The sequence below is a fragment of the Stenotrophomonas sp. YJH_SMC_16 genome (assembly GCF_059367875.1).
Genome location: NZ_JCAFRH010000007.1, coordinates 61,015 through 73,828, shown reverse-complemented (window position 1 = coordinate 73,828; position 12,814 = coordinate 61,015). Strand labels below are relative to the sequence as shown.

General features: G+C 67.4%; 9 protein-coding genes. 7 read left to right on the top strand and 2 right to left on the bottom strand.

All coding sequences use genetic code 11. The features are described 5' to 3' along the window. The first annotated feature begins 327 nt into the window (after window positions 1-327). Window positions 328-804: an XAC0231 family protein gene (locus tag AC5P6E_RS16030; RefSeq protein WP_010487121.1), complete on the top strand. Its 477-nt coding sequence runs from the start codon at window positions 328-330 to the stop codon at window positions 802-804. Window positions 805-873: 69 nt separating this feature from the next. Beyond that, window positions 874-1,353 carry a tRNA (cytidine(34)-2'-O)-methyltransferase gene (locus tag AC5P6E_RS16025; RefSeq protein WP_005407625.1) on the top strand — a complete coding sequence of 160 codons (480 nt, stop codon included), beginning with the start codon at window positions 874-876 and terminating at the stop codon, window positions 1,351-1,353. A gap of 99 nt (window positions 1,354-1,452) precedes the next feature. On the opposite strand, the gene AC5P6E_RS16020 is transcribed toward AC5P6E_RS16025, so the two are convergent. Continuing rightward, complete coding sequence (locus tag AC5P6E_RS16020; protein WP_329835091.1) at window positions 1,453-2,616, bottom strand: acyl-CoA dehydrogenase family protein; 1,164 nt, start codon at window positions 2,614-2,616, stop codon at window positions 1,453-1,455. A 257-nt stretch (window positions 2,617-2,873) separates the two neighbouring features. Between AC5P6E_RS16020 and AC5P6E_RS16015 the strand changes: the two genes are divergently transcribed. Both AC5P6E_RS16015 and AC5P6E_RS16010 read left to right on the top strand, forming a co-directional pair. Beyond that, on the top strand, window positions 2,874-4,550 hold the full coding sequence (locus tag AC5P6E_RS16015) for an electron transfer flavoprotein-ubiquinone oxidoreductase (RefSeq protein WP_019338386.1): 1,677 nt from the start codon (window positions 2,874-2,876) through the stop codon (window positions 4,548-4,550). Window positions 4,551-4,615: 65 nt separating this feature from the next. Then, a complete protein-coding gene (locus AC5P6E_RS16010; protein WP_019338385.1) occupies window positions 4,616-5,017 on the top strand; it encodes a c-type cytochrome in 402 nt (133 codons plus the stop codon). On the opposite strand, the gene AC5P6E_RS16005 is transcribed toward AC5P6E_RS16010, so the two are convergent. Beyond that, complete coding sequence (locus AC5P6E_RS16005; protein WP_010487128.1) at window positions 5,011-8,607, bottom strand: ATP-binding protein; 3,597 nt, start codon at window positions 8,605-8,607, stop codon at window positions 5,011-5,013. The two genes, AC5P6E_RS16010 and AC5P6E_RS16005, sit on opposite strands and share 7 nt — an antisense overlap. Window positions 8,608-8,681: 74 nt before the next feature. Here AC5P6E_RS16005 and AC5P6E_RS16000 point away from each other — a divergent pair, with 74 nt between their 5' ends. From AC5P6E_RS16000 to AC5P6E_RS15990, 3 genes are all read left to right on the top strand, one after another. Beyond that, window positions 8,682-9,320, top strand: coding sequence for a response regulator (locus tag AC5P6E_RS16000; protein WP_010487129.1), 639 nt, complete (start codon window positions 8,682-8,684; stop codon window positions 9,318-9,320). Window positions 9,321-9,697: 377 nt separating this feature from the next. Next, the gene (locus tag AC5P6E_RS15995) at window positions 9,698-10,468 is read left to right on the top strand and encodes a hypothetical protein (RefSeq protein WP_019338383.1); all 771 of its coding nucleotides are present in this window, start codon (window positions 9,698-9,700) and stop codon (window positions 10,466-10,468) included. Between the two features lie 111 nt (window positions 10,469-10,579). Further along, complete coding sequence (locus AC5P6E_RS15990; protein ID WP_029380126.1) at window positions 10,580-12,571, top strand: peptidoglycan-binding protein; 1,992 nt, start codon at window positions 10,580-10,582, stop codon at window positions 12,569-12,571. Window positions 12,572-12,814: the final 243 nt, after the last annotated feature.

Here is a 12,814-nt window from a genome sequence, read left to right as displayed (position 1 = left end):
GCCCCTGTGCCCCATCCGCGGTGCCGATCTGCCCTGCCTGACCCGTCACAGGCGCCCGCCAGGAACGTCCGGACAGTGTCCGCGGCGCATCGAATGGACAGGTGTCCGCCCACCGGACACTTTCCGTCGCAAAAAAACCCTTGTAAATCAACAACTAAAAGTTGGCACGGGGATTGCTTGGTACTTCCTGCGCCAGGAAAGGCTTCAGACGAAAGCTGACTGAAGACTGAACAAATGCAGGAAATCGAAAATTCTCCTTGCATGCCCAGAATCGGTGTACTACCTTACTACCACACCACTGATCACCAACACTAAACAGGCCCCGTCATGAACGCCAAGACCATTGCCATCGCCATCGCCCTGATCGCCGGCACCGCGGTTGTTTCGTCGGTGCAGGCCTCCGAATCCATCAAGACGCTGTCCACCGTGCAGGTCCGCCCGGCCGCCGACCAGCTGGCCCAGCAGGCCTGGGAACAGGCCAGCGGCATCCCGACCCTGGCCACCGTGGAAGTGCGCCCGAGCGCCGACCAGCTGGCCGAGCGCAGCGGCTACGTCGCCGCCCCGGTTGCGGCCGCGATGCCGATCACCACCCTGGCCTCGGTGGAAGTGCGCCCGAGCCTGGAACAGCGCGTCGCCCTGGCCGCCGAACTGGAAGCCCAGCGCTACGCCGCCACCCTGGCTGCCGCCGCCACCAACGTTGCCCACTCGGTCATCGTCAACCTGCCGGCTCTGCAGGTGCGTCCGAGCGCCGCCGACCTGCAGGCCCTGGCCACCGAAACCGCCCAGGTCCTGCTGCGCCCGTAAGCGGTGCCGCCCTGCCCAGCGCAGGGCGTGCGCCGTAAAGGCGGCCGCCGTCGCAGGTACACTGCGCCGATGAATGCCGCGCCCCAGTTCCACGTGATCCTGTTCCAACCGGAAATCCCGCCCAACACGGGCAATGTGATCCGGCTCTGTGCCAACACCGGCGCGCAGCTGCACCTGGTCGAGCCGCTCGGCTTCGCACTGGAAGACAAGCAGCTCAAGCGCGCCGGGCTGGACTACCACGAGTATTCACGCCTGCAGGTGCACCCCGACCTGGACACCGCGCTGGCGCGGATCGCACCAAAGCGGTTGTTCGCCCTGAGTACGCGTGCCAGCGTCCGCTATGACAGCGTGGCCTTTGAAGACGGTGATGCATTCCTGTTCGGCCCCGAAAGCCGCGGCCTGCCGCAGGACGTGCTCGATGCCCTGCCCGATGGCCGCCGCCTGCGCCTGCCGATGCGGCCGGACAACCGCAGCCTCAACCTGTCCAACACCGTTGCCGTGGTGATGTACGAGGCCTGGCGCCAGCACGGGTTTGCCGGCGGCGCGTGAAAGAAACCAGCCGAGCATGGGCTCGGCTCTACACGTACGCTCCTGTAGAGCCGAGCCCGCGCTCGGCTCCCCCGTATCGCGTCCGGAAACCGGATAGCGTCAAAACGCGTTGATGCCGGTCAGTTCGCGCCCGATCACCAGCTGGTGCACGGTCTCGGTGCCTTCATAGGTGATCACCGATTCCAGGTTCAACGCATGCCGGATCGCCACATGCTCGGTGGTGATGCCCGCTCCGCCCAGCAGATCGCGACACTCGCGGGCGATGTCGATGGCCATGCGGCAGTTGTTCCACTTGGCCAGGCTGACCTGCTGCGGCTGCAACTGACCGGCTTCCTTCAGGCGGCCCAGCTGCAGCGCCAGCAGCTGCGCGGTGGTGATGCGGCGGGCCATCTCGGCCAGCTTGATCTGCGCGCTCTGCGTGGCCGCCAGTGGACGACCGAACAACACGCGCTCCTTGGCATAGCCCAGCGCTTCATCCAGGCAGGCAATCGCCGCACCGATCGGCCCCCAGCTGATGCCGTAGCGGGCCTGGGTCAGGCAACCCAGCGGTCCCTTCAGGCCCTTCACGTTCGGCAGGCGGTGACTGTCGGGCACGCGCACGTCGTCGAAGAACAGCGCACCGGTCAGCGACGCGCGCAGGCTCATCTTGTGCTTGATTTCCTGCGTGGTGAAGCCGGCCATGCCCTTCTCCAGCACGAAGCCCTGGATACCGTCCTCGGTCTGCGCCCAGACGATGGCCAGATCGGCCACCGGGCCGCTGGTGATCCACATCTTGCTGCCGCTGATGCGCCAGTCACTGCCGTCGCGCACGGCGCGGGTCTTCATGCTGGCCGGGTCGGAACCCCCATGCGCCTCGGTCAGGCCGAAGCAGCCGATCAGCTCGCCGCGCGCCATCGCCGGCAGCCACTGCTGGCGCTGTTCCTCGCTGCCATAGGCGTAGATCGGGTACATGCACAGCGAGCTTTGCACCGAGACGAAGCTGCGCAGGCCCGAATCGCCGCGCTCCAGCTCCTGGCAGATCAGGCCGTAGCTGACCGCGCCGAGGCCACCGCCGCCGTACTCGGCCGGCAGCGTTGCACCCAGCAGGCCCAGTGACGCGATCTCCGGCACCAGTTCAGACGGAAAACGGGCCTGGTCGAAGGCATCGCCGATGATCGGCAGCACGCGCTCGTTGGTGAAGCGGGCGACACTCTCCTGCACCGCACGCTCTTCCTCTTTGAGCAGGGAACGGACATCGAACAGATCGTACGGATGCAAAGCCATGGCACTCACACGCAGTCAGGACCCGGCCATTGTCGGTCATCCGGGCAGCGCGTGCCGACCAGGGTTAGCCCCCACCAGGGCTGAGGCACTACGCTGCGCTGCAGCAATCGTGCGGTGAACGGCGTCTATCTAGCTCGATCACGCGCGTCCCGGTACCCTGACACATTCAAACAACCGTTTCGCCCGTGGCCGCACGCGCGATTCCCAGGCACCGCCGGTGGCCCCGATGCCGGCCCTACCCACGAGTCATGCAATCGATGAGCGCTGAAGCCAACGCCCTGCCCCCGCGTGAAGTAATGGAGTTCGACGTGGTGATCGTCGGCGCCGGCCCCGCCGGCCTGGCCACCGCGATCCGCCTGCGCCAGCGCGCGATCGAAGCCGGCCGCGAGCTGTCGGTGTGCGTGCTGGAAAAGGGCTCCGAACCAGGCGCCCACGTGCTGTCCGGTGCGGTGATGGACCCGCGCGCGCTGACCGAACTGTTCCCGGACTGGGCCGAGCGCGGCGCACCGCTGAAGCAGAAGGTCACCCGCGACGAATTCCTGTTCCTCAGCGAAACCGGCGCACGCAGCACGCCCAACGCGCTGCTGCCGGAGTGCTTCCACAACGAAGGCAACTACATCATCAGCCTGGGTGAAGTGACCCGTTGGCTGGCACAGCAGGCCGAGGCGCTGGAAGTGGCCATCTTCCCCGGCTTCGCCGCCGCCGAAGTGCTGTATGGCGACAACGGTGAGGTGATCGGCGTGGCGACCGGCGACATGGGCATCGAGAAGGACGGCAGCATCGGCCCGGCGTTCGAACGCGGCATGGCGCTGCAGGCGAAGTACACGATCTTCGCCGAAGGCGCGCGCGGCCACCTCGGCCGCCAGCTGATCGCCCGCTACACGCTGGACGAAGGCAAGGACCCGCAGGCCTACGGCATCGGCATCAAGGAACTGTGGCAGATCGACCCGGCCAAGCATGAGCCGGGCCTGGTGGTGCATGCCGCCGGCTGGCCGCTGGACAGCGATACCTACGGCGGTGCGTTCCTGTACCACGCCGACGGCGGCAAGGTCGCCATCGGCTACGTGGTCGGCCTGGACTACAAGAATCCGTGGCTGAGCCCGTTCGAGGAATTCCAGCGCTTCAAGACACATCCGTCCATCCGCAAGCACCTGGAGGGTGGCACCCGCATCGGTTACGGCGCGCGTGCGATCACCGCCGGTGGCCTGCTGTCGCTGCCCAAGACGGTGTTCCCGGGTGGCGCACTGGTCGGCTGCGAGGCCGGCTACCTCAACGCCAGCCGCATCAAGGGCAGCCACGCGGCGATCAAGACCGGCATGCTGTGCGCCGACGCCGCGTTCGACGCGCTGGCCGCCGACCGCCAGCACGATGAACTGAGCGCCTACCCGAAGGCATTCGAAGCCAGCTGGCTGTTCACCGAACTGCAGCAGGCCAAGAACTTCAAGCAGTGGTTCAAGAAGGGCCAGACCGTGGCCACGCTGATGACCGGCGTGGAGCAGTGGCTGCTGCCCAAGCTGGGCGTGCGCAATCCGCCGTGGACGCTGCACCGCACCCAGCCGGATCATGTCTGCCTGGAACCGGCGTCCAAGCACACCCGCATCGCCTACCCCAAGCCCGATGGCGTGCTGACCTTCGATCGTCTCAGCTCGGTGTTCCTGAGCAGCACCAACCACGACGAGAACCAGCCCAGCCACCTGACGCTGAAGGATCCGAGCATTCCGGTGAAGGTGAACCTGGCCGAATACGCCGGTCCGGAAGCGCGCTACTGCCCGGCCGGCGTGTACGAGTTCGTCGGCGAAGCCGACAGCGCGCGGCTGCAGATCAACGCGCAGAACTGCGTGCACTGCAAGACCTGCGACATCAAGGACCCCACCCAGAACATCGTCTGGGTGACCCCGCAGGGCGGCGGCGGCCCGAACTATTCGGGCATGTGATTGCTCCGGGCTGCGACGGCGTGTCGCAGCCCGCCTGCCCCGCAGCGTCGCTATCCTGCCCGCCCATGCGCGCTTTCTGCCTGCCCATCACCGTTGTCGTGGCCCTGGCGGCCACGGCCTGCCAGCGCCCGCCTGCGGCTCCGGCCACGCCGGAACAGGCGCACCAGCAGGCCATGCAGCGCGCGTTTGAACTGTGTGCCGGCTGCCACACCGTACAGCCCGGCGGCATCCACCGCTTCGGGCCGAACCTGCACGGCGTGATCGGTCGTCGCGCCGGCAGCCTGCCCGACTACGGCTACTCCGAGGGCATGCGCCGCGCCGACATCACCTGGACCGCGCAGACCCTGGATGCGTTCCTGCAGTCGCCCACCCACGTGGTGCCCGGCACGCGCATGTACAACGCTTTCCCCAGCGCCGAACGCCGCGCGCTGGTGATCGCCTACCTGCAGCAGCAGCCGGCTCAGTGAGCCAGGCGCTGCAGTTGCTGCTGCAGCCGCGCGACGAACCCCGCCACCGCCTCGAACAACGGCTCCGGATCGGTCTCGGCTGCGTCCTGCAGGCGCTCGACCAGGGCATTGGCCTGCCCGGCCAGCACCGTCGCCCCCACCGCACCCAATCCACCGGCCTGGCGATGCAGGTGCAGTGCGGCAGACATGCGGTCACCGGCCTGCACGGCGCGCCGTACGCCCGCCAGATCACCTTCGCTGGCCTGCAACAGGCTGTCGCGCAGCTGCTCGGCCACCGCGCGCGAGCCGAAGCGCCGCTGCAGGCTGTCCAGATCGGGCAGCGTCCCACCATCGTCGGCAACGGACTCGGCCAGCTCCTCAAACGACTGTCCCTGCGCCTGCGGCAACCAGCGCAGCAGCGCGGTACGCAGCGTGGCCAGTGACAACGGCTTGGCCAGCACTTCGTCCATGCCGGCCTCGCGGCAACGACGCGCATCGTCGTCCAGCACACTGGCGGTCAGCGCCAGTACGGTCAGCCGCGGCTGGCCGTTGCGGCCCTCGCGTTCGCGCAGCAGGCGGGTGAATGCGAAGCCATCCAGCACCGGCATCCGGCAATCGGTGATGACCAGATCGAACGACTCCGACGCCAACCGATCCAGCCCCTGCTGGCCATCGCCGACCAGCACATGCGGCACGCCCAGTTGCTGCAGGCGCCAGGCCATCATCGCCTGGTTGGTCGGATGATCTTCGATCACCAGCACGCGTGCCTCGCGCAGCGCCGGCGGCAGCAGCGCCGCTTGTTCCTGCTCAGCGACCAACGCTTCAACATCACCACTGCTGGCTTCCACCAGCGACAGCCGCACCTCGGCGCGGGTGCCCTCACCCAGCGTGCTGTGCAGCTCCAGCTCGCCATCCATCATCTGCACCAGGCGCTGGCAGATGCTCAGGCCCAGGCCGGTACCACCATGGTCGCGCTGGATATACGCACCGGCCTGGGTGAACGGCGCAAACAGGTGCTGCAGCTTTTCCGGTGCGATGCCGATGCCGGTGTCGGTGACGCTCAGGCACAGCGGCTGGCTGCCGTCCTCGGCGGTCGGCCCCAGCACTTCCAGCTGCAGCCGCACTTCGCCGCGCACGGTGAACTTGATGGCGTTGCTGAGCAGGTTGAACACGATCTGACGCAGGCGCACACCATCCACTTCGTGCGCGGCCGCCAGCTGCGGGTCGATCTGCACGTGCAGGTCCAGCTCACGCGCACTGGCCTGCGCCGACAACAACCGGCACACGCTTTCCAGCAATGGCCGCAGCGGCTGCGGCACCGGTTCCAGGCGCAGCGCGCCGGCCTCCAGCCGCGAGTAATCGAGGATGTCGTCGAGGATCTGCCGTAGCATCTGCGCCGAATCCTCGATCACCCCCAGGATGCGCTGCTGCTCGGCATCCAGCGGCGAATGCGCCAGCACCTCCAGCATGCCCAGCACGCCACTCATCGGCGTGCGGATCTCATGGCTCATGGTTGCCAGGAAACGCGACTTCGCTTCCGCGGCCTGTTCAGCGTCGGCCTTGGCCGCAGTCAGGGCCTCGGCCTGCGCACGCGCCTCGCTGACATCCACCCAGTAACCACTCCAGGTCACCGCACCTGCTTCGGCCGCATAGGGATGGGCCTGGCTGCGCACCCAGCGCGCGCCGGCACCTTCAGGTCGCAGCCGGAATTCCAGAATGAGCGGTGCGAACTGGCGCGCCGCCTGTTCGACCGCATGCAGGATGTGCTCGCGGTCGTCTTCCTCGATGCGCTCCAGCAGGCACGTTGCATCCTGTTCGGCCTGCTGCCGGCTGATTCCGAACAACGCCTGCAGGTCACCGGCAATGAACGGGAAGCTGAGGGTTCCGTCTGCCGCACGGCGCGCCTGATAGACCACGGCGGGCAGGTTGTCGGTGACTTCGGCCAGGCGCTGTTCCAGATGACGTCGCCCGGCCACCTCGCGGCGCAGCCGCCAATGCCCGATGGCGTGCACCAGCAGCGCAGTGAGCAGCACCAGCAGCAGCGGCACGCCCCAGCGCGCCACGCGGGTCCAGTCGAGCCCGTTGCGATATTCGACGGCCAGCCAGTCGCCGCGCAGGGCCTCGCGCTGGCGTGGGGTCATCTGCAGCAGCAGGCGGTCGAAAGTAGTGGCCAGGGCGGCATGGCGGCGCTCGACAGCCAGCACCAGCTGATCGTTGAAGCCAGCCGGTGCGGCCACCTGCAGGCGCCCCGGGAAGCGGCTGCGCAGCAGATGGTCAACCACGGCCAGATTGCCTACATAGGCATCGGCGTCGCCATTGATCAGGCGCTGCAGGGCCTGTTCCGCGCTGCGCGCCGCGATGATCCGGGCCTGCGGTGCCTGCTGCAGCACATAGCCACGCACACGCTCCGGATCGGACAGCAGCACCCGCCTGCCCTGCAGGTCGGACAGGCCCAGCAGCGCCGGGCTGTCACGCTGGCTGACGATCACGTTCGGCACGCTGATGAAGGGCTGGCTGAACACCCAGTCCGGGCCCAGGTAGCGCGAATCGGCAGGAATGCCCATTACCGCCTGCAGCTCGCCGCGGCGTGCCTTCTCGCGCACCTCGTACCAGTCATGGCTGTTTTCCACCTGCAGGTTGGCGCCGGCCTGCAGCAAACGCCGCAGGTATTCGCTGGCCAGGCCGCTGGGTCTGCCATCCTGGTCCGCGAACGACAGCGGCGCCGCGTTCGGCGCGAAGCCGATCTTCAACGGCTGCTCCAGTACCCGCTTCTCGGCCTGGCTCAGCGCCAGCTGTGCCGATGCCGACCACCGCGGAGGTGGCAGCCAGCGCTGCACCAGCGCATCGCGCTGGGCCTGGCTGGTCGCGGCCAGCGCCAGGTCCAACGCTTCGGCCAGCGGCTGCTTGCTGTTGGGAATGCCGAAGTGCAGCCGTTCGGGCGGCAGATCGCTGGGGCGCAGCAGCACGACCCCCTGCAGGTCCTCGCGGGCGATCAGTTCGGTGGCTACGTACGCATTGCCGATGTAAACGTCAGCCTTGTCGTCTCTGACCATCTCCAGCGCCGCCAGCGAGCTGTTTGCGACAAGCTGTCGTGCCCGGGGGAAGCGCGCCCGCACCTGCGGGCCGGTCAGGAAGTCCTGCTCGATCACCACCCGCAGTCCATCCAGGTCGGGGATGTCGGAGGCACGCAGGTCATCCGGGCGTCCCACCAGGGCCAGCGGCGCCTCGCCATAAGCGGCGGTATAGACCATGCAGCGGGTGAGGTCGGCACTGAGACCGACATTCATCACCACGTCGATCTCACCACGACATGCCGCGTCCAGCACGGATGTCCAGTCGGAATAGCGCCTCGCCTCGACCTTCATGCCTAGCTGACGGGCGAGAAGCGACAGATAATCGGGTCCGAGGCCGACCTGCTGGCCATCACGGAGGGACTCGAACGGCGGCCAGCCACTGTCATACTGGCCCACGACGATGCTCGGATGCGCGGCAACGTACTCGCGCTGCAGCGGGGTGAGCGGCAACGGTCCAGGCACCGCCTGTGCCAGCGCCGCAGGCAACGCCAGCACGGCCAGCAGCAGGACCAGCCCGCGAACAGCCCAGCTACGCATCGGCGTCGATCTCCTAGAATCTGCCAGGAGCCGCGATGGTCGCGGCCCGGCCTGCCCGGTGGTCATACTAGAGCATGAGCTTGCGCATCATCATCGCAGACGACCACCCGGTGGTCCGTATCGGTACCCGCGCCGTCATCGAATCGAGCGGGGTTGGCCGCGTGGTCGGCGAAGCCGACAGTGCACAGGCGCTGATGGCCCTGCTTGGCAGCCAGCCCTGCGACCTGCTGGTGACCGACTACTCCATGCCCGGCAGCCCACAGGCCGACGGCTTCGCCATGATCGGCATGATCCGCCGGCGCCATCCCGACCTGCCTGTACTGATGCTCAGTGTCTCCAACAATCTGGCGATCCTGCGCATGGTGCTCGACAGCGGCGTGCTCGGCCTGGTCGACAAGAGTTCGTCGATGGACGAACTGCCGCAGGCCATCCAGTCGGTCTACCGGGGCCAGCCCTACATCAGCCGAAGCCTGCGCGAGCGGGTCGAGGCCGCCGGCAGCTGGCGCATGCGCGAGGGCGACGGCAAGCCGCTGTCGCCACGCGAAGTGGAGGTGCTGCGGCTGCTGGGCACCGGCATGACCGTGAAGGAAATCTCGCTGCAGCTGCACAAGAGCGTCAGCACCATCAGCCGGCAGAAGGGTGACGCCATGCTCAAACTGGGCCTGAAGGGCGACGCCGAGCTGTTCGATTACCTGCGCGACGGCAATATCTGAGAGCCAGATCACAAAGAAGGGCATCTGCCACCGCCCTCTTTGACCCGCCGCCGATCTGTGCCAAGATGGCCCGGCATGAGTTCTCAATGCGAGGTCGAAGGAATCGACCGGCTCATGTCCTCGCTCCCGTCCCTGGTGGATGGGGTGCGGTTTCCTGCCGGCCGTCTGGCCCGGCAACGCTGACCATGGAGAGGCGCATGCATCATTCCCCCAAGCTACGTTGGACCCTGCCGGTGCGACCCCTGCGCGCATTCGCGGCGTGCCTGCTCGTCTCTCTTTCCGCTGCCGCCTGCAGCGCCGCCGATCCGGCCCCCTCGTCCTCCCAGCCCGGCGCTCCTGCGCAGGCTGCCAATGCGCCCCGACAGGATGTTGCCCCGATGCAGACCCCCACCCCCGATGCCGCCGTCATCCCGCCCGACGCGCCGACCGTCATGTATTTCACCTACCAGGTGGACGGCGATGGCGCGACCTCCTATGAGGTCCAGAACGGCAGCGTGGCGACCTTCTGGTTCGGCCACACCTTCACCCTCGATGGCACCACGTTCTACACGGGTTTCTCCTGGGATACCCGCGAGCACTACGGCAAGCCGGGCGAGCAGACGCCGGCCGGTCCGGATGACCGCGCCAACCTCGCCGAGGCCACCTTCGTGCTGGCCGGCACCGACGCCAGGAAGCCATGGAAGTTCCGTGGCCAGGAATGGACCATCGGCGCACTGGGCGCGTACGACAAGGCCGACGATGTCGATACCCGGCGCAAGCCACTTGAACATCGCACCGCCGACGGCCGCCTGCTGCTGGCGGTGCCGACCCGCAGCTTCGACCGCGGCATCAGCAGCACCGGCTATGCGCTGCTGCTGTTCAACCCCAAGCGCAGCGAAGACGACGTGGACAGCAAGGTCTGGCGCTATGTCGGCTCGGTGCGCACCGGTGAGGACAACAGCGCGGCCTGCGACGAAGGCAACGTGATGCCCTGCACCGGCAGCGATGGCGAACTGGCCTTCGCTGCCGAGGGCAACGGCCTGCCGCGCCTGACCGTGACCTTCAAGGGCACCACCATCGAAGGCCCCGGCAAGACCCGCGCCCTGGGTGCCAGCGACACCGTGCACTACACCTTCGACAGCGCGACCCAGCAGTACGTCGCGCCTTGATAGCACCCGCCACGCGCGGGTTCCCTGTTGACCGACATGTTCTTGACTCACGGATGAGTCCGGTTGGCGATTCGCGGCATGCGCCGCTCCATCAACCCCGAGGAAAACGTCATGGCACAGCATGACTACAGCAGAAAGGAAGTCCTGGACATCGTCGAGCAGGTCGCCCGGCAGAAAGGCATTCCGGTCGATGACTTCATGCGCTTCGCGCACATCGAGACGGGCGGCACCTTCAACGAGCGCGCCCACAACACCTCGTCCGGCGCCAAGGGCCTGTTCCAGTTCGTGCCCGGCTCCGCGCGCCAGTACCACCTGACCGGCCACGAGTTCGACCCCACCCGCAACACCGAGGCGGCCGCGCAGATGTACCAGGACAACCTGGACTCGATGGCGCGCCGCAACGAGCGCACCGGCAACCCGTACCTGTCCGGTGGCAACACGCCCACCGGCCTGGACCTGTACCTGGCCCACCAGCAGGGCAGCGCCGGCTATGGCTCGGTGCAGACCGCCATTGCCACCGGCACCTTCGGCGTGGTGCGCAACAGCCACGGCGAAGAGATCAACATGCGCCGCAACGTGCTGAACCAGATCGGTTCCGACGCGAAGGCGCTGACCGGCCACACCCTGGCCGAGATGCGCGGCATGAACGATGGCGACCTGGCGCGGACGTTCTCCAGCTACTACATCCACAAGTACGCGGCGATCAGCATTCCGGAAAAGAACATCGAACCGCAGGCGGTGGCGCAGGGCCAGGGCCAGACCGCGGCAGCGCCCGCACAGGTCAGCGCAGCCGTAGCGGCCGGTGCTGCCACGTTGGCGGCAACCGCAACAGCCGCTGCCGCGCCGAAGCCGGGCATCGAACTGCAGGCCGCCTACGAGGCCGGCGTGAAGTACGACCACGTCAAGTACGCCATCAACATCCCGGGTCACGCGCTGTACGTGCCGGGCAAGACCGGCAAGAACGTGGAGCAGGGTTACATCGACTGTTCCGGTTGGGTCGGCACGCTGCAGAACCGGACCATGGACGAGATCAACCAGAAGGCCGGGCATGCGGTGTTCAGCAAGGCTGATCGCATCGACCTGGGCAACCTGGGTTCCGGCGGCATCGTGCGCAAGGCGTTCGACCAGTCCGGCGTGCTGCTGGACCGCGACGCGATCCTGAAGCCCGATGCGCTGAAGGAAGGCATGATCATCGGCCTGGATACGGCCAAGACCCGCCATGAGCACTGGAACGGCATCGACCACATTGTGATGGTGGTGCGCGACCCCAACACCGACAAGCTGCTGATCAGCCAGTCCACCGGCAGCAAGGGCGTGCACACCATGCCGGTCGAGGACTACCTCAAGCAGGTGAAGGAGCACCCGAACTGGAAGCTGTACGCCTCCGATCCGCTGTCCAAGGCGCGCGACCTGCTGGAAAACCGCACCCAGTCGCACGAGCAGACACAGGGCAAGCCTGCGGCCGAGCACAAGGCCGCTGCCACCCCGCACGCCGAACTGTACAAGCAGGGTGCGCACAGCGAGGGCGTGCGCAGGGTGCAGGAGCAGCTGGGCCACCTCGGCTACGTCGGTGCCGACGGCAAGCCGCTGGTCGAGGATGGCCGCTTCGGCCGCAACACCGACGCGGCGGTGCGCCAGCTGCAGAAAGACAACGGCCTGGTGGCCGACGGCATTGTCGGGGCGAAGACCCTGGAGGCGATCAAGGACGCCCGCGAACGGCCGTTGCTGAACGACGAGCGGCACCCGCGCAATCCATTGTTCATCCAGGCCAGCAAGGGTCTGGAACTGATGCCGGCAGGCACCTTCAAGGATCGCCACGCGCTGGAAAGCGCCGCTGCGGCCCTGACCAAGGAGGCGCATGCCGCCGGCCTGCAGCGCATCGACACGGTGGTGCCGAGCCCGAACGGTGAGCGCCTGTTTGCCGTGCAGGGCACGATCGGTGACCCCGCCGCCAGCCGCGTGGCGGTGGATACCCGTGCCGCCAGCGAGCAGAGCCTTGCGCTCAGCAGTGGTGCCGTGCAGGGTGCGCCCAACGTGCTGCACCAGCAGCAGGATGCCCAGCAGGAGCAGGCCCGGCAGGCACAGAAGGCGATGGGCATCTAAGCCCGCAGCGCCTTGGGAGAGAAGGGAGGGCCACGTCCGCGTGGCCTTTTCCCTTTCTGCCAGCTGAGCGGCCGAGGCCGCTTTCAGCCTCGCTTCATGCCACCTGCCGCTAGATGAATGCGCAAGCCGCACGGTGGACCAGGCAATGTTCCGGCAACGTTGGAACGCCAGCGTGGACACCACGGCAGCCGGGGCGCCCCGCGCCCTCCCTGCCCAGCGTGGCATGCACCTCACAGGAGAACT